The 22,724-nt window shown below is 66.8% G+C and carries 16 protein-coding genes; 11 read left to right on the top strand and 5 right to left on the bottom strand.

Features of this window, described 5'->3' with window-relative positions; genetic code table 11:
* Positions 1–45: 45 nt before the first annotated feature.
* Together WDLP6_RS18370 and WDLP6_RS18375 are read left to right on the top strand one after the other, a co-directional pair.
* Positions 46–5,268 (top strand): RHS repeat-associated core domain-containing protein, encoded by a 5,223-nt coding sequence (locus WDLP6_RS18370; protein ID WP_162593506.1) that lies wholly within the window; start codon positions 46–48, stop codon positions 5,266–5,268.
* A 17-nt stretch (positions 5,269–5,285) separates the two neighbouring features.
* Complete coding sequence (locus WDLP6_RS18375; protein WP_162593507.1) at positions 5,286–5,612, top strand: hypothetical protein; 327 nt, start codon at positions 5,286–5,288, stop codon at positions 5,610–5,612.
* 847 nt (positions 5,613–6,459) lie between these two features.
* Here the strand turns inward: WDLP6_RS18375 and WDLP6_RS18380 are convergent.
* On the bottom strand, positions 6,460–7,272 hold the full coding sequence (locus tag WDLP6_RS18380; RefSeq protein ID WP_162593508.1) for an IclR family transcriptional regulator: 813 nt from the start codon (positions 7,270–7,272) through the stop codon (positions 6,460–6,462).
* Between the two features lie 106 nt (positions 7,273–7,378).
* On the opposite strand from WDLP6_RS18380, the gene WDLP6_RS18385 reads away from it, so the two are divergent.
* Complete coding sequence (locus tag WDLP6_RS18385; RefSeq protein ID WP_162593509.1) at positions 7,379–9,004, top strand: GMC family oxidoreductase; 1,626 nt, start codon at positions 7,379–7,381, stop codon at positions 9,002–9,004.
* Positions 9,005–9,064: 60 nt separating this feature from the next.
* Positions 9,065–10,399 (top strand): MFS transporter, encoded by a 1,335-nt coding sequence (locus WDLP6_RS18390; protein ID WP_162593510.1) that lies wholly within the window; start codon positions 9,065–9,067, stop codon positions 10,397–10,399.
* A gap of 46 nt (positions 10,400–10,445) precedes the next feature.
* On the opposite strand, the gene WDLP6_RS18395 is transcribed toward WDLP6_RS18390, so the two are convergent.
* From WDLP6_RS18395 to pdxR, 4 genes are all read right to left on the bottom strand, one after another.
* Complete coding sequence (locus WDLP6_RS18395; RefSeq protein ID WP_162568602.1) at positions 10,446–11,303, bottom strand: ABC transporter permease subunit; 858 nt, start codon at positions 11,301–11,303, stop codon at positions 10,446–10,448.
* Positions 11,296–12,108 carry a taurine ABC transporter ATP-binding protein gene (locus tag WDLP6_RS18400; RefSeq protein WP_162593511.1) on the bottom strand — a complete coding sequence of 271 codons (813 nt, stop codon included), beginning with the start codon at positions 12,106–12,108 and terminating at the stop codon, positions 11,296–11,298. Before WDLP6_RS18400 ends, WDLP6_RS18395 begins: the two co-directional genes overlap by 8 nt.
* Positions 12,109–12,266: 158 nt before the next feature.
* Positions 12,267–13,268 (bottom strand): taurine ABC transporter substrate-binding protein, encoded by a 1,002-nt coding sequence (tauA, locus tag WDLP6_RS18405; protein ID WP_162568604.1) that lies wholly within the window; start codon positions 13,266–13,268, stop codon positions 12,267–12,269.
* A gap of 160 nt (positions 13,269–13,428) precedes the next feature.
* Positions 13,429–14,964 (bottom strand): MocR-like pyridoxine biosynthesis transcription factor PdxR, encoded by a 1,536-nt coding sequence (gene pdxR, locus WDLP6_RS18410; RefSeq protein ID WP_162593512.1) that lies wholly within the window; start codon positions 14,962–14,964, stop codon positions 13,429–13,431.
* Positions 14,965–15,082: 118 nt separating this feature from the next.
* On the opposite strand from pdxR, the gene WDLP6_RS18415 reads away from it, so the two are divergent.
* The 7 genes from WDLP6_RS18415 (at position 15,083) to WDLP6_RS18445 (ending at position 22,689) form a co-directional block, all read left to right on the top strand.
* Positions 15,083–15,487, top strand: a complete 405-nt coding sequence (locus WDLP6_RS18415; protein WP_162593513.1) for a nuclear transport factor 2 family protein — start codon at positions 15,083–15,085, stop codon at positions 15,485–15,487.
* A gap of 18 nt (positions 15,488–15,505) precedes the next feature.
* Positions 15,506–16,948 (top strand): NAD(P)/FAD-dependent oxidoreductase, encoded by a 1,443-nt coding sequence (locus tag WDLP6_RS18420; protein WP_162593514.1) that lies wholly within the window; start codon positions 15,506–15,508, stop codon positions 16,946–16,948.
* Positions 16,949–17,196: 248 nt separating this feature from the next.
* Complete coding sequence (locus WDLP6_RS18425) at positions 17,197–18,741, top strand: ABC transporter substrate-binding protein (protein WP_232077482.1); 1,545 nt, start codon at positions 17,197–17,199, stop codon at positions 18,739–18,741.
* A gap of 6 nt (positions 18,742–18,747) precedes the next feature.
* Positions 18,748–19,722 (top strand): ABC transporter permease, encoded by a 975-nt coding sequence (locus tag WDLP6_RS18430; RefSeq protein ID WP_162568609.1) that lies wholly within the window; start codon positions 18,748–18,750, stop codon positions 19,720–19,722.
* Positions 19,719–20,615, top strand: a complete 897-nt coding sequence (locus WDLP6_RS18435) for an ABC transporter permease (RefSeq protein ID WP_162593516.1) — start codon at positions 19,719–19,721, stop codon at positions 20,613–20,615. The genes WDLP6_RS18430 and WDLP6_RS18435 overlap by 4 nt, the downstream gene beginning before the upstream one ends.
* The gene (locus WDLP6_RS18440; protein WP_162593517.1) at positions 20,615–21,664 is read left to right on the top strand and encodes an ABC transporter ATP-binding protein; all 1,050 of its coding nucleotides are present in this window, start codon (positions 20,615–20,617) and stop codon (positions 21,662–21,664) included. Before WDLP6_RS18435 ends, WDLP6_RS18440 begins: the two co-directional genes overlap by 1 nt.
* The gene (locus WDLP6_RS18445; protein WP_162593518.1) at positions 21,661–22,689 is read left to right on the top strand and encodes an ABC transporter ATP-binding protein; all 1,029 of its coding nucleotides are present in this window, start codon (positions 21,661–21,663) and stop codon (positions 22,687–22,689) included. Before WDLP6_RS18440 ends, WDLP6_RS18445 begins: the two co-directional genes overlap by 4 nt.
* The last annotated feature ends 35 nt before the right edge of the window (positions 22,690–22,724 follow it).

Here is a 22,724-nt window from a genome sequence, read left to right on the forward strand (position 1 = left end):
TGATCCGCCCGCAATAACAGCCCCCAAGGGGCAAGGGACGGGATCATGACAAGCTCATCGGCTGCGGCCATGGTGCGGCCGCGCCATGCGCGGGGCCTCCTCACTCACTCTCTCTGTGTCTTGTGCCGCTGGGCTGTGTCCGGCGCGCTGCTCCTGCTTGCCGCCGTGTCGCACGCCGGCGCGGGCCCGCTGCGGATCGTCCCGGGTCTGGAGGAACCGCTGGTCGCGATGGGCCCGGCTTCCCGGTCCGAGGACGTGGCACTCGAAGCCGCACTGGCGCGGTTCGCGCAGCCGCCAAGCCCGCCAAGCGCGCCCAGCGATTTCGCCGATGCGGCCAGGCCATTGACCGCCTTCCTTGCCGACCATCCGCGCTCCGCCTGGCGCATGGCACTCCTGACCGACCTGGGAATCGGCTACTACCACGCGGGCTATTTCTCGAAGGCCATGACGGCATGGGCGCAGGCCTGGCAGCTCGGGCGCGGCGCGACGCAGCCACCGGCAAAGGCCCTGGCCGATCGCGCAGCCGGCGAACTGGCACGCATGCACGCCCGCCTGGGGCACGCAGCCGAGCTCGATGCCCTGTTCTCCGACATGGGCGATCGTGCAGTCGGCGGTCCCGCGACGGAGATGATCGCCGGCGCACGCGAGGGGCTGTGGTCCTTTCGAAACGACTACGGCACCGCCTACCTGTGCGGCCCGATGGCGCTACGCAATCTGCTCACTTCGATGAATGCGCAGCCGGCCAGGATCGCGCTCATGAACGCCCAGCGCTCCGGACCGCAGGGCTTCGACCTGGACCAGCTATCGCAGCTTGCCGCCAAGGTCGGCCTTGCGCATCGGGTCGTTCTCAGGACGCCGCGGCAAGCGATCCCCGTCCCCTCCGTCGCGCACTGGAAGCTGCACCACTACGCCGCCATCGTCGAAGAGAAGAACGGCCGCTACCACGTGCAGGACCCCACCTTCGCGAGCGGCGACGCATGGCTGACGCGGGCCGCGATCGACGAGGAATCCAGCGGCTATTTCCTGGTGCCGCACGCGGCGAGCGCGGATGCGGGCTGGCGCAGCGCGAGCGTCGACGAAGCCCGGCGGGTCCATGGCATGGGCCAGACGGCGAACAACGAACCGGGCAACACCTTGCCTGCGTCGAAGGGGCTGTATCCGATCAGCTGCGACCGCATGTGCGAAGTCAATGCCAAGACCATGCTCGTGAGCCTGAACCTCAACGACACGCCCGTCGGCTACACCCAGCCCAAGGGTCCGCCGGTGCAGATCCGGCTGAGCTACAACCAGCGGGAATCGAGCCAGCCGGCGGTCTTCGGCTTCTTCAACGTCAGCCCCAAATGGTCCCTGAACGTGCTCTCGTGGATCGAGGACGATCCGGCGCAGCCGGGCATCGGCGTCGTTCGCCATGTGGCCGGCGGCGGCTCGGTCGGGCCGCTGGACTACCTGCCTGGCGCCTACACGCGGGCCACGGGAACCTTCGGCCTCGAGCGTGAGAGCCGATCGATCCTGGCGCGCATTCCGGGCACGGGCGCGGCGTCATCGTACGAGCTGCGCATGCCCGACGGCAGCAAGCAGGTGTTCGGCCATGCGGATGGCGCGACGGTCCGGCCGCGCCGCATGTTCCTCACGCAGATCGTCGATCCGGCCGGCAATGCGTTGAGCTTCAACTACGACGCGCAGCTTCGCCTGACCTCGATCACCGATGCGGTCGGCAGGAACACGGTGTTCGCCTACGAAGCCCCATCGTCGCCGCTGCTCGTGACCCGGATCACCGACCCGTTCGGCCGGCATGCCGACCTCGGCTACGACGGCCAGGGCCGCCTCACCTCCATCACCGACGTGATCGGCATCACCTCGTCCTTCACCTACGACGCAGGCGGGCTCGTCAACGCGATGACGACGCCGTACGGCACCAGCCACTTCCGCTACGGCCAGGACATGACGGTCAACAGCCGCTACCTGGAGATGACCGATCCGCTCGGTTTCACGGAGCGCGTGGAGTTTCGCCATTCCGCGCCGGGCATCGGCGGCAGCGAGTCCCCTGTGCCGGTCATGCATGGATCGCTTCAGAACATCTACCTGCAATACCGCAATAGCTTCCACTGGGACCCGCATGCCTATGCGGTCGCCGCGGGAAACTATGCGGCGGCGCGGCTCACGCATTGGCTGCATGACCCCAGCGGCCTGACCTCGCCCATCGCCGAGAGCACGAAGGCGCCGCTGGAGGGGCGCGTGTGGAATCTCTATCCGGGGCAGAGCGCGTCGTATTACGAGGGCTCCTCGGGCATGCCGAATCAGGTCGCGCGCGTGCTGGATGGCGGCGCGACGCAACTGACGAGCTTCGATCGCAACGCGTTCGGCAAGCCGGTCTCGGTCACCGATCCGGCGGGGCGCACATCGTTGTTCTCGTACGCCGATGGCGGCATTGATCTGCTCGCCGTGCAGCAGCGCACCGCCGGTGCGGGATCGGCGACGCTGGCCACGTTCACTTACAACGGCCAGCATCTGCCGCTCTCCCGCACCGATGCCGCGGGTCAGGTCACGCACTACGCCTACAACGCGGCGGGCCAACCCGTCAGCGTGACCGATCCGCTGGGCAACACCACGCGCTACGTCTACGACGAGGCCGGACGGCTCCTCACCGTGCTCGACGCCAAGGGCGCCGCGCGCCTGAACCTGAGCTACGACGCCTTCGATCGCGTCGCCAGCAGCACCGGCTCCAAGGGGTACACGCAGACTTACCAGTACGACGCGCTCGACCGCCTCACGCAGATCGGCTACCCCGACGGCACGACCACGCAGCACACCTATGACAAGCTCGATCGCGTCGCCTCCAAGGACCGGCTTGGGCGCATCACGCGCTACGCCTACGACGCGAATCGGCAGCTCATCTCCATCACCGATCCGCTCGGGCAGACGACCGCCTTCGGCTACCACGAGAACGGTACCTTGCGCAGCATCACCGATGCCAAGGGCAACGTGACCTCCTGGGACATCGACGTGCAGGGCCGCCCCGTTGCCAAACACCATGCGGATGGCAGCACCGAGACCTACGGCTACGAACCCCTGAGCGGGCGGCTGAAATCGGTGACCGATGCGCAGGGGCAGACGCGGGCGATGACCTACACCGTGGACGACAGGCCAGCCTCGCTCGGGTACCTTGGCGCGCGCACGTCGACGGCCGGCGTCACCTATGTCTACGACGCCGTCTACCCGCGGCTCGTGTCGATGACGGATGCGAACGGCGTCACCGCCTATGCCTACAACCTGGCGGGCAGCCCCGGTGCGAACCAGCTCGCCATGATCACCAGCCCCGTGGCCGGGCAGCCAGGACTGACCGATACGGTGGCCTATGCCTACGACGCACTGGGCCGCGTGATCGAGCGAAATGTTGATGGCGCGACCGACAAGCGCAGCTTCGACGCCATCGATCGCCTGGCGTCGGTCGAGAGTGCGCTGGGCCGCTTCGACTATCGCTATGTCGGCGCGTCGGATCGGGTCTCGGCCATCGTGGGCGCCGACGGCCTGCAGACGGCGATGCGCTACTACGGACCCCAGGGTGACGAGATGCTCAAGCAGATCGCTTACACCAGCGCGACCGGCGCGCCGCTGGCGAGCTACGCGTACACCTACGACGCCAACCACAACGTTCTGAGCTTTGCCGATGCGCTGCCCGGCGAGAAGCTGTCGGCCCTGTCGCCGATGGGCGCAGGCGATCCCGGCGACAGCGGCGTGCCGCTTGCGGCCGTGCGATGGCTGGCCTCGATCGCCGCGCCGGGTGCCTTCGCGGCGCTCTTCATCGCACTGGCCCTCGCGATCGCGACATGGCGCACGACGAACCGGCACTCGGTGCATATCGGGGTGCCGCTAGTGGCCCTTGCGCTGATGGTCAGTTGCGGAGGGGGCGGCAACGGTGGCTCCACGGGCGGCGTGAACTGGGGCAGCGGAGCGAGCGGCAGCGATGGGGCGAGCAACAGTTCGGGCACGAACAATGGCGCTGCCACGGCCAACAGCGCCGACGCGGAAGCCGGGCCCGGCACGACAAGTGGTGCTGGTGCGAACGGTGGTACGAGCGGCATCACGCCTGCGCCGAACCCGAACGCGCGCCTGACCCGGTATCGCTACGACGACACGGATCGATTGATCGCCGCAAGCAGCGCATTGAACATACCCGGCGCGCCGATCCTTGCCTCGTATGCATATGGCTACGACAAGGCGTCGAATCTGGTGTCGATGAACGGCAATGGCATCGTCCGAGATCTGGATGTCACCGCGACCAATGCCCTGAGCGCAGGAACCTACGATGCCGGCGGCAACCCGCTGAAGGTCGGAGCCGCGACATACGGATGGGACGCCGCGAACCGGCTGGTCAGCCACACCGTCAACAACACCGACAGCAGCTTTGTCTATGACGGGCAGAGCCGGCTCGTGCGCATCATCGATCGGCAAGAGGGTGTCGTGGTGGCCGACAGGTCCTATCTATGGTGCGGGCTCGAACGCTGCCTGGAGCGCGACAACATGAAGGCAGGGGCGCCGGTGAGCAAACGGTATTTTGCCCAGGGGGTGGTGCAGGATGGCGTTCCCTTTCGCTATATCTCCGACTCGCTGGGCAGCGTGCGGCAATTGGTTGATGCGGACGGCAGGACGAGAGCACGATACGACTTCGAACCGTATGGAAGCCGGAACACCGTGAACGGTGATATCGATGCGGACTTCGCATTCGGCGGATTGTTCAGGCATGGGTCGAGCGGCTTGGCTTTTGCCGTGTACCGGGGCTATGACCCACGGCGGGGGAGATGGTTGAATCGCGATCCCATAGGAGAAACAGGAGGACTCAATCTATTCGCATATGTAGAAGGCAATCCCCTGGTCTCTACGGATCCGCTCGGACTGATCCACTACAACCGCCCTCCTCCCGCGACAGTACCGGTCACCGGTCCGGTGGCAACGCAACTCCAGTGTGTGGAGCTGTGCTTGCGAAGAAAAACAGGCAACTCATCGTTGGATTTGCTCATCACCGGCGGCGCGGAGAAGACCGGCCATAGTCCTCGTAGCTTTCACTACAAAGGAGAGGCTTGTGACATTGCTGGCCCACGAGCCAACAATGCTGGGAGCGATGCAGATGTAAAGGAGTGCGCTACTGCATGCGGCTTTGGCGCAGGTCAGTTCGAGAGCTTTCCAAATACCCCCAATCGAGATCATTGGCATCTGCAGCTGACCCCTGGCAATGGCGTGCCGTCACTAGGCGCCAATGAATCGCCTTGACCGAGTATGGAGAAAAATTGATCAAAATGAAAACCCTTGGCTACGCGCTCACGCTCCTGGTGTGTTGTGAATTTTTTTCTTGCTATGCCCAGGCGCGGCAGGACGGCCTGAGTGAATCATTGCAGCAACTCTCGAAACAATTTCCCCAAATGATTCATAGCAGCAACAAATCTCGAAATTATATTGAATTTTGCCCAGATAACACATGCCAAGCATTTCAGTCCAACAGAGAGATAAAGCCGGATGCAATTGCGGATTTTGCCTATCTGTATTTATATTTTTTTCCGACTATTATTTGCTTTCAAAATGGCGGAAACAAGCGCAAGCATTCGAGTTTTCAATGAAAATACTATCGAAGAAGGACTACGTCAATTGCTCAACAGGACAACCCGGCGATCGCGCTCGCTGCGTTATAAAAAGACTTGAGAAATCAGATAAAATAAAAGTTTTTGACGTTAGATTCGATGAAAAACATCGATATATGCATCAGAAGAGCACCAAGGAAACGGCAAGTTATGACAGGAAATCTTTGAAGTAAATATACCGGTTGACTTGCAAATATGCATTGACGACGAGAGCCATCGCGGCTTTCGTCATTTGCGGCCATGGCCGTGGCTGGCTGGGTCGCAGTTCATTCTGAAATATCAACGCGAATGCAAATTTTGATGAACAGATCACGGCGATCTACGGCGACGATCAATTTCGCAAAGGAGGGGGGCAATGCCTTCTGAAAAACGTCATCGAATCGAGTGGTGTGTCGGCGCGGTTGTTTTCATTTTCTTTTTTGGCGCCACCTTCTGTTTGGCGCAAAGGCAGCTGTCAGGGTTGCCGGTGTGGCCTGTATAGCAACCGGGATCCTATGGATATTCCGCCGGTCTGTGCCTGTTGGATTGAAGGGCGCGCTCCGTCGTCTTCTCTCAATGGCTGGGTTGCCATCCTTGCAGGACTGGTCATCGCGGCACTTGGTGTCGGCTTGCTGGCGTATTCGATGCTTGCCGCATGTCTGCTTGGTTGGGCTCCTACCGACCAATGCTAGGGATGTCTATGGAACACGATCTCCAATCACAGCAGAAGGGAATAGGGTGAGACCAAGCCGTCCACGCGACTGACAGCCGCGTGGACGAGCTGCTGACGCATCGCGCGTCTTATCCGATACAGCTACGCAATTGCGCCCATCAAGGGCCAATCAGGCTAGAGCAACCCACCCATGCGCGCAGCCGCACTACGCAGCGCATCGATACGCTCCACCGCATCATCCAATGTCATGCGCGCCGTCGGCGCATGCACCGCGATCGCGGCGCGGACCTCACCCGACGCGGCGGCCACCGGCACCGCCACCGCGATCAGCCCGGCGATGAACTCCTCGCGGTCGCACGAATAGCCCTGCTTCGCGATCGCATCGCACTCGGCGCGCAGCTTGGCGGCCGAGGTGATGGTGTTGGCCGTCATGCGCGTGAGCGTGATGCGCTCGATCAACGCATCGCGCTCGGCAGGCGGCAGCCGCGCCAGAAAGAGCTTGCCGCTGGCCGTGCAATGCAGCGGCACGTGCGAGCCGACATCGAGCGTGAGCCGCAGGGGCCATTGCGCCTCGACGCGGTCGAGGTAGAGCACCTGCACGCCGTCGATGGTGGTGAAGTTGCAGGTCTCGCCGACCTGCCGCACGAGCTCGGCCAGCACCTCGTGCCGCAGCCCGCGCACCACGCCATGGTTCAGCGTGTCGAAGGCCAGCTGCCGCAGCGCCGGCCCGACGCTGAACGAACGCTCGTCCACGTCGCGCGCCAGGAAGCCGCCGGCCAGCAGCTGCGCGCAGATGCGATGCGCGGTGCCCTTGGGCAGCGACAGCCGCGCGGCCAGATCGGCCAGTGACAGCGCGCGGCCCTCGTTGGCCAGGAGCGCCAGCAGGCGCAGGCTGCGCTCGGCCGACGAGCCCGAAGCGGACTCTTCGGGCGGCGACGTGGGCGCCTGGGAAAGCACGGCGGCAGCGGAGCGCGCGGAACGCGTCATACGGGTAAACCTCTAAAGTGGAACATTGTGTTCCGAAAATACATGACCTACGATGCGGCCACTCGATCCAACGACAGCGATTGTTCCATTGCCGGGGTTCTTCTGAATGAGTGAAGCGTTCGACTACATCGTCGTGGGTGCCGGTTCCGCCGGCTGCGTGCTGGCCGGCCGGCTGAGCGAAGACCCGGGCACGCGCGTGTTGTTGCTGGAGGCCGGGCCGGCCGACCGCTCGCTGTGGATCCACCTGCCGATCGGCTATGGCAAGACGATGTGGAGCGCCACCTACAACTGGCGCTTCGAGACCGACCCCGATCCGAACATGAACGGCCGCCGCATCTACTGGCCGCGCGGCAAGACGCTGGGCGGCTCGAGCGCGATCAATGGCCTGATCTACATCCGCGGCCAGCGCGAGGACTACGACCACTGGGCCGCGCTCGGCAATGCGGGCTGGGGCTATGACGACGTGCTGCCCTACTTCGTCAAGTCCGAAGGCAACCAGCGCGGCAGCGATGCCTTCCATGGCGGCGCCGGCCCGCTGAAGGTCTCGGACATCAGCGCGAAGCACGAGCTGATCGAGGCCTTCATCGACGGCGCGCAGCAGATCGGCGTGCCACGCACCGGCGATTTCAACGGCGCCGCGCAGGAAGGCGCCGGCTACTACCAGCTCACCACCTTCAAGGGCTGGCGCTGCAGCACGGCCAAGGCCTACCTCGTGCCGGCGCGGCACCGGCCCAACCTGCGCATCGAGACCGATGCCTTCGCGGCCGGCCTCGTGTTCGAGGGCCGGCGCGCGGTCGGCGTGCGCTATCGACAGGGCGGCGAGATGAAGACCGCACGCTGCAATGCCGAGGTGCTGCTCGCGGCCGGTTCGATCCAGTCGCCGCAGTTGCTGCAGCTCTCGGGCATCGGGCCGCGTGCACTGCTCGAGGCGCGCGGCGTCGCGGTGCTGCACGACCTGCCGGGCGTCGGCGAGAACCTGCAGGACCATCTGCAGATCCGGCTCGGCTACGAGTGCACCAAGCCGATCACCACCAACGACCAGCTCAATTCGTGGGTCGGCCAGGCGAAGCTCGGCATCGAGTGGCTGCTGCACCGCACCGGCGCGCTGGCGGTCGGCATCAACCAGGGCGGCTGCTTCATGCGCGCACTCAAGGATGCCGAGGGGCGACCCGTGGCCGCGACGCCCGACATCCAGTTCCATGTCGCCACGCTGTCGGCCGACATGGCCGGCGGCAAGGTGCATCCGTACTCGGGCTTCACCTTCTCGGTCTGCCAGCTCAGGCCGGAGTCGCGCGGCCACATACGCATCCGCTCGCTCGACCCTTTCGAGCCGCCCGAGATGCAGCCCAACTACCTGTCGACCGAGCTCGACCGCGCGACCGCCGTCGCGGGTATGAAAGCCGCACGCGCCATCGCCGAGTCGCCGGCCATGCGGCCCTATGTGAAGCGCGAGGTCAAGCCCGGCCCGGGCGCGGCCAGCGATGCCGAGCTGCTCGCCTTCTGCCGCGACAACGGCGCCACGATCTTCCATCCCACCGGCACCTGCCGCATGGGCAGCGACCCCCTGGCCGTGGTCGACGCGCGGCTGCGCGTGCACGGCATCGGCGGCCTGCGCGTGATCGACTGCTCGGCGATGCCGACGCTGGTCTCGGGCAACACCAACGCGCCGGCCGTGATGATGGCCGAGAAGGCCGTCGACATGATTCGCGAGGACGCCGCCAGACCGCACTGATTTTGCGAGAGATCCGGGCCCGCACGGGCATTCACTAAGACACTTCAATGGAGACAACACATGAGTGCAATTGACGAGAAGGTGATTCGCAGGGTCGTCATGTCGGCGATCGTGGGCGCCACCATCGAGTGGTACGACTTCTTCCTCTACGGGGTGGTCGCGGGCATCGTCTTCAACAAGCTCTACTTTCCGGGCAGCGACCCGGTGGTGTCGACGCTGCTGGCCTACACCACCTTCGCGGTCGGCTTCGTGACGCGGCCGCTGGGCGGCGTGATCTTCGGCCACTTCGGCGACCGCATCGGCCGCAAGAGCATGCTGATCATCACGCTGATGATCATGGGCATCTCGACCTTGCTGATCGGCCTGCTGCCGACCTATGCGCAGATCGGCGTCGCGGCGCCGCTTCTGCTTTTGCTGCTGCGCGTCGCGCAGGGCATCGGCCTGGGCGGCGAATGGGGCGGCGCGGTGCTGATGGCCTACGAGTACGCGCCGAAAGGCAAGCGCGGCTTCTACGCCTCACTGCCGCAGATCGGCCTGGCCGTCGGGCTGTGCATGGCCTCCGGCGTGGTGGCGCTGCTGTCCTCGCTGCTGACCGACGCGCAGTTCCTGGCCTGGGGCTGGCGCATCGCCTTCCTGCTGTCGGGCGTGATGGTGGTGGTCGGCATGTACATCCGCCTGCGCGTGCAGGAGACGCCGGAGTTCTCGGCGCTGAAGGCGCGCAACGCCGAATCGCGCATTCCATTCATGGACATGCTGCGGCGCTACCCCGGCAACATCCTGAAGGGCATGGGCGCGCGCTACATCGACGGTGTCTTCTTCAACGTGTTCGCGGTGTTCTCGATCAACTACCTCACCAGCACGCTCAAGATCAGCCGCACCGATTCGCTGCTGGGCGTGATGGCGGCGGCGGTGGTGATGTGCTTTGCCATTCCCTACTTCGGCCGCATGTCGGACCGGCATGGTCGCCCGAAGGTCTATATGTGGGGCTCGATCATCACCGCGCTGTCGGCCTTCCCCGGCTTCTGGCTGATGACCCACAGCGGCGGCAACGTGCTCCTGATCTGGCTGGCGATCGTCGTGCCCTTCGGCATCCTGTACGCGGCGGTCTATGCGCCGGAGGCCGCGCTCTTCTGCGATCTCTTCGATGCCAAGGTGCGCTACACCGGCATCTCCTTCGTCTACCAGTTCTCGGGCATCTTCGCCTCGGGCATCACGCCGATCATCGCGACCGCACTGCTCAAGTCGGGCGGCGGCGATCCGTGGCTGATCTGCTGGTACGTGGTGTTCGCGGGCGCGGTGTCGGCGGTGTGCGCGTGGTGGATCGGGCGTTCGCCCGAACCCGACGAGATCGGCCTTGCGGCGCCTTCGCTGCAGGCGGGCCGCGGCGGCCGGTAGAGGCCGGCCGCGGGCCGCGCCGGCAGCGGATGTCCCGGCGTCGGCCTTACATCCGACCCTTCCACGGCACCAGCCGCCGCTCGACCCAGCGCATGAGCAGGTCGAACATGTAGGCCACGACACCGATCACGATGATGCCCATGATGACGATGTCGGTGCGCAGGAAGTTCGATGCATTGAGCACCATCTGCCCGAGGCCGACATTGGCCGCCACCATCTCGGCGGCGACCAGCGTGGTCCAGCCGAAGCCGATGGCGATGCGCATGCCGATCAGGATGTCGGGCAGCGCCGAGGGCAGGATCACGTGGCGGATCACCTGCATGTAGCTCGCGCCCATCGAGTAGGCCGCGTTGATCTGCTCCTGCGAGGCGCTGCGCATGCCCGCGCGCGCGGCCAGCGCCAGCGGCGCGAAGCAGCTCAGGAAGATCAGCAGCACCTTGGGCACTTCGTCGATGCCGAACCAGATGATGATCAGCGGCAGGTAGGCCAATGGCGGCAGCGGGCGGTAGAACTCCAGCGGCGGATCGAAGATGCCGCGCACCACGCGGCTCATGCCCATCGCGATGCCCAGCGGGATCGCCGTCAGGCAGGCCAGGATAAAGGCCGAGAACACGCGCAGCATGCTGGCCGTGAAGTGCTGCGCCAGCGGCTTGTCGTTGGCCTGGCCGGTCAGGTAGTCGTAGAACTGCTGGAACACCGCCTGCGGCGAGGGCAGGAAGAGCGGCTTGACCAGGCCCAGGTTGGTGACCAGGAACCACAGCACCAGCAGCGCGATCACCGTGACGACGCTGATCGTGGCGCTGTTGCCGGCGCCCGGCACCTTGAACGAGCTGGTCTTGAGCTGCGCGGGAGCGCCTGCGGCCGGCGGGACCGCGATGACGGCGGGTTGTGCGACCTCAGACATGATCGGCCTCCGCAGTGGCGCGAGCCGCAGGCTCGCGGTGGTGGATGATGGAAAGCACTTCTTCGCGCATGCGGATGAACTCCGGCTCCGATTTGACGCGGCGCGCGTCGCCGTGCGAGAGGAACTGGCGCGAGAACGGCACGTTGTCGTAGACGTGCGAGATGCGTCCGGGGCTGGGGCTCATCACGATCAGGCGTGTCGCGAGGAACAGGGCCTCTTCGACCGAGTGGGTGATGAAGAACACCATCTTGTGGGTCGCCGACCAGGCGCGCAGCAGGATCTCCTGCACGGTCTCGCGGGTGAACGCATCGAGCGCGCCCATCGGCTCGTCCATCAGCAGCACCGCCGGATCGGAGGCGAGCGCGCGCGCAATGCCCACGCGCTGCTGCATGCCGCCGGAGAGCTCGTAGACGGCGTTGTCGCCGTACTTCTCGAGGCCCACCAGCGCCAGCTTCTCGGCCGCGACGCGGTCGCGCCGGGCCCTGTCCACGCCCGTCAGGCGCAGGCCGAGCGCAACGTTGTCGCGCACGTTGAGCCAGGGCATCAGCGCGTGCTTCTGGAACACGACCCCGCGGTCCGCGCCCGGGCCGACCACTGGCTTGCCGTCGAGCAGGATGTCGCCGGTCGAGGCCGGCAGAAAGCCGGCGATGCAATTGAGCAGCGTCGTCTTGCCGCAGCCCGAGGCGCCGAGCGCGACGACGAAATCGCCGTCGCGCATCGTCAGGTTCACCGGCGCGAGCGCTTGCAGCGTGCCGCCCTTCACCGCGTAGTTGACCGTCAATTCACGGATGTCCAATGTTGGCATCTCAGCGCTCCATGCAGAAAACCAGTGACCCATACCCTGCGAAACGTCGCGCCCCTTCGCGAAACACCGCGGAACCGGCTTTGCCGGGCCGCTGGTGTTGCCCCCGGTGAGGGAGTTGGCGAAGCGACACGAAGTGCGCGCAGCCTGGGGGAGTACGTTTATTTGCCCATTGCCTTCTGCACGTAGGTCGTGGTCACGAAGTCCGCGTAGCTCGGCTTGACTTCCTGGATCCGGTTCTGTTCCTTGAGGAACGCCGCGGTGTTGGTCATCGCCTTCGCGGCGCCGCCGCCCAGCCAGGCGGGCGAAGCCTGCTCGGCCAGCGTCGGGAAGCGGTAGAGCGCCATCGCCGCGGGCACGTTGGCGGCATCCGCCTTGGTCCACTTGGCGACCGCCTTGACCTGCGGCGAATCGGCCGTCCACTTCGCGGTGTTGCTGCGGTATTCCTCGTCGGCCTTGGCCAGCGCCTTGACCAGCGCAACCATGAAACCTTCGTTGGCCGCGGCCCATTTCGAGCTGACGACCATGCCGTCGAAGGTCGGATAGCCCTTCTTGCCGATCGAGCCCGAGGTCGCGATGACCTTGCCGTTGGCCTTGATCTTGGTCAGCACCGGATCCCAGATGAATGCGGCATCGATATCGCCGCGCTCCCATGCGGCCGCGACTTCCGGCGGACGCAGGTTCATCACGTTCACGGTCTTGGCATCGACGCCCTCGGCCTTCATGTCGACCATCAGCTGGTAGTGCGAGGTCGAGACGAAGGGCGTGGCGACCTTCTTGCCCGTGAGGTCCTTGACGCTGTTGATGTTCGAGCCGTTGCGCGCAACCAGCGCCTCGGCGTCGGCGATGTCGTCCAGGATCCAGAACAGCTTGATGTCCTGGCCCTGGGTCGCCGCCGCGGTGATGCCGGCCGAGCCGACCTCGCCGATCTGGACGTCGCCCGAGGCCATCGCGCGGATCACGTCGCCGCCGCCGCCGAACATGCGCCAGTTGATCTTGTAGCCGGTCGCCTTCTCGAGTTCGCCCGATTCCATGACGATGCGGTACGGGTCCAGCATGTCCTGGTGGGCGATCGTGACCTCCTTGGTCTGGGCGAATGCGGCACCGCAGAACATCGCGGCGGCCAGGGCGGCGTATCGAAGCATGAGACGAGGCACGTTCATCTGTTTCTCCTTGAGGTGAACTGGAAGCGACTTTGCACCCAAGCGGCGCGGGTCGGAAGGGCCAGCCTGCGCGTTGGCATGGAGCCAGGGGGCTGGGATTTACCCTTGTTGTGGTGCGCTGGCGCTGGGCGCCGCACGGTGGCGGTGCATTGCGGGCCGGTCAATGCGGCCGGCTGGCAGGCGCCCGCTTCTCGCCGCGCGCCTGCGCCAGTTCCTCCACCGCCAGTCCCAGCGCCCGGATCCCCGCCGGAATCTGCGCCGAAGCGATGGACGACAGGCGCAGCCGGAAGAAGGGACACGGATACGGCGGCTTGGCGAAGAACACATCCCCCGCCTCGATCAGCACCCCGTGGCTGCGCGCCATCAGCGACAGCTCCGCCGCATCGACCCAGGTCGGCGCCTGCACCCACAGCGAGGCGCCGCCCTGCGGCATCGTGAATTCGAAATCGGGCAGGTGATCGCGCAGCGCCTGCGCGGCCAGCGCGAGGCGCTCCTGCATCGCATGGTTGACGCGCCGCGCATGCGACTCGTGATGGCCGAGCGACAGGAAGAGCGCATAGGCATGCTGCAGGAAGGCGCTCGGATGCCGCACCATCGCATGCCGGATCACGCGCAGTTCCTTGATCAGCGCGCGCGGCGCCACGATGAAGCCCAGCCGCAGCGCCGGCGACAGGCTCTTGGACACCGAGCCGACGTAGATCACGCGGCCGGTCTTGTCCAGGCTCTTCAACGCCGGCATGGGCGCGCCTTCATAAAGATTCTCGGCCTCGTAGTCGTCCTCGATGATCACGAAGTCCTGCAGCTCGGCCTTGCGCAGCAGCCACTGGCGGCGCTCGAGGCTCAGCGTGGCGGTGGTCGGGCTCTGGTGCGAGGGCGTGACGAACAGATAGTCGGCGGCCGGCAGCGCATCGACCACCAGGCCCTCCTCGTCGACGTCGATCTCGACCCACTTGGGCTTGCGCAGCGCGAAGCTGTTGCGCGCATGCGGATGGCCGGGCTCTTCCAGCCCGACACGGGTGTTCTCGTCGAACAGCGCATCGGCCAGCAGGTAGCAGGCATGCTGCGCGCCGAGGGTGACGAGGATCTCTTCCTTGAGCGCGAACACGCCGCGCTTGGGCAGGAGGCGCGTGCGGATCTGCTCGATGAGGTCGGGCACGTCGTCGGTCTCGAAGTCGGGCGTCCAGTGCGGCAGCTGCGAGCGCGCGAGGCTGCGCGCGCAGCATTCGCGGAAGTCCTCGGTGGGGAAAAGCTGCGGATCGTAGGTGCCGTAGACGAAGGGATAGGGATAGTCGCGCCAGCGCTCGGGCTTGGACAGCGTGGGCCGATCGAGCAGCGAGCGCCGCACGCGCGCCGACCAGTCCGGCGGCAGGCCCGACTGGCCGCTGCGGCCCACCAGCGGCTCGGCCAGCGCGGCCGACAGCGGCCGCGCATTGGCCGCCACGAACACGCCGCTGCGCGGGCGCGCTTCGAGAAAGCCTTCGTCCATCAGCTGCAGGTAGGCGGAGGTCACGGTATTGCGGCTCAGGCCGAGCAGCGCCGCGAGTTCGCGCGACGAAGGCAGCGGCGCACCGGAGGTCAGGCGGTCTTCGAGGATGGCCTGGACCACCGCGGCGCGCAGGCGGCCCTGCAGCGGCAGGCCGGGTTGGTCGGGCAGCGCGAAGAGCTGGGCCCATTGGGTCGATCGCGGATTCGGCATGGTGCGGGAAGTTTAGAACCAGTCGGGGCCACTGGCTCGGTCGAATCCCCGCATCTGGCCCTACCGCTCCACGCGACGGCTCCCTACCCTTGACCCCATTCATCTGAGGAGTTTCCGCGTGACCGCATCCACCACCGCCCCCGTGACCACCGCCACCCTGGCCGCCTTCAGCGACGCCTGGAACCGCCACGACATCGACGCGCTGATGAGCTTCATGAGCGAGGACTGCGTGTTCCAGACCGCCGGCGGCGCCGAGGCCTGCGGCGCGCGGATCACCGGCACCGCCGCCGTGCGCCGCGCCTTCGCCGCCGCCTGGGAAGCCGTGCCCGATGCGCAATGGCGCAACGGCCAGCACTTCGTTCACGGCGACTTCGGCACCTCGCAGTGGACCTTCACCGGCACCGCCGCGGACGGCAGCCGCATCGAGACCGACGGCATCGACGTCTTCACCTTCAAGGACGGCAAGATCCAGCTCAAGAACGTGTTCCGCAAGGCACGCCCCAACCTGCCCGCCGCCAAGTAGTCCATTCCGGGAGCGTTCATGACCACGACCGGCACCGCGCAGTTCGCCAGCGGACCCGCCTCGCCCGCGCGCAAGCCCTACGACCCGCGCTACGACCCGCTGGTGGCGCCCGACCCCGGCGCCGGACGCGCCTACGCGCCCACCTGGTGGGTGGCCAGCGCCGGCGCGCCGCCGGAAGACGACGGCCCGGTGATGCGCGACATCGATGTCGACGTGGCCATCATCGGCTCGGGCGCGACCGGCATGTCGACCGCGCTCTACCTCGCGCAGGAGCACGGCATCGCCGCGACGGTGCTGGAGGCCAACCAGGCCTCCTGGGGCTGCTCCAGCCGCAGCGGCGGCCAGGGCCAGAACGCGAGCGGGCGCCTCAAGCGCTCGCAGTGGATCGCGCGCTGGGGCATCGACGTCGCGCGCCGGCTCGATGCCGAGATCCGCGGCGGCTTCGAGAACTTCAGGCACCTGACGACACAGATCGATTGCGACGCCTACGACGGCGGCCACCTCTTCCTTGCGCACCGGCCCGAGAAGCTCGCGGGCCTGGAGAGCGAAGCGCGCGTGATGCGCGAGCAGTTCGGCTACGACACGCGCATGCTCACGGCCGAGGAAGTGCGGCGCGAGTACTGCGACGAGCGCGAAACCGCCGGCGCGATGCTCGAGGCCGAAGGCGTGGGCATCCATCCGCTGAAGTTCACCTTCGGCCTGATGCGAAAGGCGCGCGCGCTCGGCGTGAAGGTCCATACCTCGAGCCCGGTGCAGGGCTGGCAGACCATCGACGGCGTGCACCACCTGCGCACGCCTGGCGGCACGGTGCGCGCCAGGCGCGTGGCGGTATGCACCGGCGGCTACACGGGCCAGGGACTCAATCCGCTGCTGCGCAACCGGATCATGCCGATCCTCTCGAACTCGGTGGTGACGCGGCCGCTGACCGATGCGGAACTGGAGGCGACCAACTTCAGGTCGCTCACCTTCCTCACCGACACGCGCACGCTGCGCTTCTACTATCGCCTCCTCAAGGGCAACCGGCTGCAGCTGGGCAGCCGCAGTTCGGTCAGCGGCGCCGATGCGGAAGACCCGGTGCACCTGAAGCTGCTCACCGATGCCATCGCGCGCAAGTTCCCGCCGCTGGCCGGCATTCCGATCGAGTACTCGTGGTGGGGCTGGGTCGACGTGAGCCACGACATGATGCCGCGCATCACCCAGCCCGATGCGGGCAAGAAGATCTGGTATGCGGTCGGCTACGGCGGCAATGGCGTGTCGTTCTCGACCTGGGCCGGCAAGCGGCTGGCCGAGCGCGTGGCCGGCAAGGACAGCGGCCGCGAAGTGTTCGAGCTGCCGATCTACAAGTCGCCGCTGCCCTTCCCGAACGTGCTGGGCCTGGTCGAGTCGCCGGCCTTCGCGCCCTTCCGCCGCATCGGCCAGCGCATGCTCTACAAGTGGTACTGGCTGCGCGACGAGAAATAGGCGTCGGCGCACCGGGCTCGCGCATCCGCGCGGCCAACGCATTGCTGTGGTGCACAACAGGACAAACCCGCGATTTCTGGCCCTGCGGGTCGCGTGGACGTGGCTCTTCGCCGGCATCGATGGAACGAATATCTTCGACCTCGCGGCCGTTATGGTCGATCATCTTTGCCGAAGAACTTCACGAGGTGTCCGTCATGTCGCATTTCCATCCCACCCGCCGCACCGCCGTGCTCTCGTCGGTCGCACTGATGGCTTCGGGCTCGCTGCTGCCGCTGGGCGCACTGGCGCAGCAAGCCAAGCGCGGCGGCACGCTGGTCATCGGCAGCACGCAGACGGCCCGGCACCTGAACGGCGCCGTGCAGTCGGGCGTCGCCACCGCCGTGCCCTCGACGCAGATCTTCGCGAGCCCGCTGCGCTTCGACGACAAGTGGAACCCGCAGCCCTATCTCGCCGAATCGTGGAAGCTGGCCGAGGACGGCAAGTCGCTCACGCTCAACCTGCGCCATGACGCCCTGTTCCACGACGGCAAGCCGGTCACCTCGGCCGACGTCGCCTTCACCGTCATGGCGATCAAGGCCAACCACCCGTTCCAGACCATGATGGGTCCGGTCGAGAAGGTCGACACGCCCGATCCCTACACCGCCATCATCCGCATGAGCACGCCGCACCCGGCGATCGTGCTGGCCATGTCGCCGGCGCTGTGCCCGATCCTGCCCAAGCACATCTACGGCGACGGCCAGGACCTGAAGAACCACCCGCGCAACAGCACCGACGTGATCGGCTCCGGCCCGTTCCGCGTGACCGAGTTCAATCCCTCGCAGCGCATCGTGATGGAGCGCTTCGACAAGTTCTTCCTGCCCGGCAAGCCTTACCTCGACAAGATCGTCATCAACATGGCGCCCGACATCGCCACGCTGGTGCTGAGCCTGGAGCGCGACGAGATCCAGATGATTCCTTTCGTCACCGCGGCGACCGACCTGCGCCGGCTGCAGTCCAATCCGCAGATCGCGCTCACGGCCAAGGGCTACGAAGGCATCGGCGCGCTCAACTGGCTGGCCTTCAACACCGCGAAGAAGCCGCTGTCGGACGTGCGCGTGCGCAAGGCGATCGCCACCGCGGTCGACAAGAACTTCATCGTCAAGGCGCTGATGGGCGGCTTCGCCACCGTGTCGGACGGCCCGATCGTGGCCAGCAGCCCCTTCGCGACCACCGACCTGGTGCGCTATCCCTACGACCTCAAGAAGGCGGCCCAGATGCTCGACGACGCCGGCTACAAGGCCGGCGCCGGCGGCGAGCGCTTCAAGCTCACCGTCGACTACCTGCCGGGCGGCGACGACCAGCAGAAGACCGTGGCCGAGTACCTGCGCGGCCAGCTCAAGAAAGTCGGCATCACGGTCGAGGTGCGCGCCTCGGCCGACTTCCCGGCCTGGGCCAAGCGCATGGCGACCCATGACTTCGACATGTCGATGGACGCGGTGTTCAACTGGGGCGATCCGGTGATCGGCGTGGCGCGCACCTACCTGTCGACCAACATCAAGCCGATCGTCTGGACCAACACGCAGTCGTACAACAACCCGAAGGTGGACGAGCTGCTCAACACCGCCGGCGGCTTGGTCGATCCGACCCAGCGCAAGGCCTATTACGCGACCTTCCAGAAGATCGTGACCGACGAGCTGCCGATCCTGTTCATCAACCAGATCCCGTACCACACGGCCACCGTCAAGAAGGTTGCGAACGTGCCCACCACCATCTGGGGGCCGATGTCGCCCTTCGACGAGGTCTACTTCAAGTAGCCGCCCATGAATCTCGCGCGTCAATTGTTTTTCCGCGTGCTCCAGGGCGTGGCCCTGGTGCTCGCGGTGGTGGTCCTCAATTTCGTGCTGGTGCACGCCGCACCGGGCGACCCGGTGGAAACCATCGCCGGCGCCAGCGGCGGCATGAGCCCCGAGCTGCGCACGCAGCTGCGCGCGCAGTACGGGCTGGACAAGCCGCTGCCCGTGCAGCTCGCGGTCTACCTCGGCAAGGTGGTGCGCGGCGACCTCGGCTACTCGTACTTCTTCAACCTGCCCGTGAGCTCGATGATCGCCGAGCGCGTGCCCGCCACGCTGCTGCTGGTGCTGAGCTCGGTGCTGATGGCCTTCGTGGTCGGCACCACGCTCGGCGTGCTGTCGGCGCGCAAGCCCAACGGGCTGCTGTCGCAGTGCATCACGGTGCTGAGCATGATCGGCTTCGCCGCGCCGGTGTTCTGGATGGGCATCATGCTGATCATCCTGTTCGCCTCGCTGATCCCGATCCTGCCGGTGTCGGGCATGCGCGCGGCCGATGCGAGCGGCGGCGGCGTGATGGACATGCTGGACGTGCTGCAGCATCTGGTGCTGCCGATGGTGACGCTGGGCCTGGTCTACCTTGCGCAGTACAGCCGCCTCGCGCGCTCGTCGATGCTCGACGTGCTGGGCGCCGACTTCATCCGCACCGCGCGCGCCAAGGGCCTGGCCGATCGCGTGGTGCTCTACAAGCACGCGCTGCGCAACGCGCTGCTGCCGGTCGTGACCGTGCTCGGGCTGCAGTTCGGCAACGTGCTGGCGGGCGCGATCCTGGTCGAGACGGTGTTCAACTGGCCCGGCCTCGGACGCCTGGCCTTCGACTCGGTGCTGCGCCGCGACTACCCGACCATCCTCGGCGTGCTGCTGTTTTCCTCGGTGGTGGTGATCGTGATGAACCTGCTCACCGATGTGTGCTACCGCCTGATCGACCCACGGATCAAAACCTCATGAGCTCCCCCGCGATCACTTCGCCCACCGCCAAGCCTCGCGCCGTACCCAAGGTCGAGCACCCGACCGTCGAGGCGATGCGCATGTTCGTGCGCAACCCTTCGGCGATTGCCGGCATGGTGATGCTGCTCATCGTGCTGGCGGTTGCCATCGCCGGCCCGTGGGTCTATCCGGCCGACCCCTTCGAGATCAAGGCCGCGCCGCTCACGCCGCCCTTCACCGAGGACGCCTGGCTCGGCAGCGACTACCTCGGCCGCGACGTGCTGACCACGCTGATCTACGGCGGCCGCGCGACCCTGCTGGTGGGCGCCGTGGCGGCGCTGCTGTCGGTCGCGATCGGCATCACGCTCGGCGCCTTCGCGGGCTACTACGGCGGCAAGGTCGACGCCATCCTGATGAAGATCACCGAGTTCTTCCAGGTGCTGCCGGCGCTGCTGTTCGCGATGGTGGTGGTGACCCTGTTCTCGCCGACGCTGCTCACCGTCACGATCGCGATCGGCATCGTCAGCTGGACCGGCACGGCCCGGCTCACGCGCGCCGAGTTCCTGAAGTACCGCGGGCTGGAATTCGTGCGCGCGGAGCGCGCCATCGGCGCGCGCGACGCCCGCATCATCTGGAAGGTGATCCTGCCCAACGCGCTGCCGCCGCTGGTGGTGTCGGCCACGCTGGCGGTCGGCGTGTCGATCCTGTTCGAGGCCGGCCTGTCCTTCCTCGGCCTCGGCGATCCCAACCAGATGAGCTGGGGCCTGATGATCGGATCGAGCCGCCAGTACGTGCTGTCGTGCTGGTGGGCGGTGGCCTTTCCGGGCGCGGCGATCTTCGTCACCGTGCTCGCGGTGAGCCTGATCGGCGATGGGCTCAACGATGCCCTCAACCCGAAACTGAGGGAGCGTTGATGAGCACCGACAAAGCCAATGCCATCCTGCGCGTGCAGGACCTGCACGTCGAATTCCGCACGCGCCGCGGCCAGGCGCTGGTGCTCAACGGCGTCGACTTCGAGATCCGCGCCGGCGAGACGCTGTGCGTGGTCGGCGAATCGGGCTGCGGCAAGAGCATGACCGCGCTGGCGCTGCTGCGCCTCATCCCTTCGCCGCCCGGCCGCATCAGCGCCGGCCGTGTGATGTTCCACGACGAGGACCTGGTCGCCGCCGACGAGGCCCGCATGCGCGCGGTGCGCGGCAACCGGATCTCGATGATCTTCCAGGAGCCGATGACCTCGCTCAACCCGGTGTTCACCGTCGGCGACCAGATCGGCGAATCGCTGCGCCTGCATGCGGGCCTCGATGCCGGCGCCGCGCGCCAGCGTGCGATCGAGATGCTGCAGCAGGTCGGCATTCCCGCACCCGAGCGGCGCGTCGACGAGTATCCGCACCAGCTCTCGGGCGGCATGCGCCAGCGCGTGATGATCGCGATGGCGCTGGCCTGCCGGCCCGACATCCTGATCGCCGACGAGCCGACCACCGCGCTCGACGTGACGGTGCAGGCGCAGATCTTCGACCTGCTGCGCGACCTGCAGCGCGACAGGGGCACGGCCATCATGCTGATCACGCACGACATGGGCGCGGTGGCCGAGATGGCCGACCGCGTGATCGTGATGTACGCGGGCCGCGTGATCGAGCAGGGCAGCACCGAGCAGGTGCTGTCCGAGCCCGGCCATCCCTACACGCGGGGGCTGATCGACTGCCTGCCCGAACTCGGCAGCAGCGTGGCCGCGAACCACGGCGAGCGCGTGGCGCTGGCCGAGATCGCGGGCGTGGTGCCGTCGATCTGGGAGCTGGGCGCCGGCTGCGCCTTCCGCGAGCGCTGCCCGCATGCGATGCCGCGCTGCGCGACCGAGGTGCCGCCGATGTTCCAGGTGGACGGGCTGGTGGCGCCGACCGATGCGGCGATGCCGCACGGCGCGGCCTGCTGGCTGCATGCCGAAGCCATGGCGGAGGCCGCATGATGCCGGTCACCACCGACACGCTGCTGTCCGTCAGCGATCTGCAAGTCCACTTCCCGCGCAAGACCGGCTGGGGCAAGCCCGCCGAGGTGGTGAAGGCGGTGGACGGCGTCTCCTTCGACATCCGGCGCGGCAGCACGCTCGCGCTGGTCGGCGAATCGGGCTCGGGCAAGACCACCACGGCGCTGGCGGTGATGCGCCTCGCGCCGTTCACCGCCGGCCGCATGCAGCTCGGCGACACCGACCTCGGCGCGCTGCAGGGCGAGGCGCTGCGCCAGGCGCGCACGCGCATGCAGATCATCTTCCAGGATCCGTTCTCCTCGCTGAACCCGCGCGAACGCGCGGGCGCCGCGGTGCGCGCGCCGCTCGACCTGATGAAGGTCGGCACGCCGGCCGAGCGCACGCGCCGCGTGGCCGAACTGTTCGAGCAGGTCGGCCTCCGGCCGGAACAGCAGCACCTGTTCCCGCACCAGTTCTCGGGCGGTCAGCGCCAGCGCATCAACATCGCGCGCGCGCTCGCCACCAATCCGGAACTGGTGGTGTGCGACGAGCCGGTCTCGGCGCTCGACATCGCGATCCGCGCGCAGATCCTCAACCTGCTGGCGCGCCTGCAGCGCGAACTCGGACTGACCTACCTCTTCATCTCGCACGACATGGCGGTGGTGGAGCACATCTGCGATGACATCGCGGTGATGTACCTCGGCCAGATCGTCGAGCGCGCGCCGCGCCGCGCCTTCTTCGCGCAGCCGCTGCATCCCTACAGCGTCGCGCTGATGTCGGCGGTGCCGACGGTCGGCGGCGGGCGCCGCCGCGCGGCGCAGCGCATCAAGCTCACGGGCGATCCGCCGAGCCCCATCGATCCGCCCGCGGGCTGCCGCTTCGCCGGCCGCTGCCCGGTCGCCGAGCCGGCCTGCGCGGCCGAGTTGCCACCGCTGCGCGAAGCCGCGCCCGGCCACTGGGTGCGCTGCCGCCGTGTCGACCTCGTCGATGGCATGCCGCGCCCTCCCCTGCGGATGCCCGAGGCCTGAGGCCTTGTTCTCCGCCTTCCTTTCTTCTTTCGATA

This window comes from Variovorax sp. PBL-E5, assembly GCF_901827185.1.
Lineage (GTDB): Bacteria > Pseudomonadota > Gammaproteobacteria > Burkholderiales > Burkholderiaceae_C > Variovorax.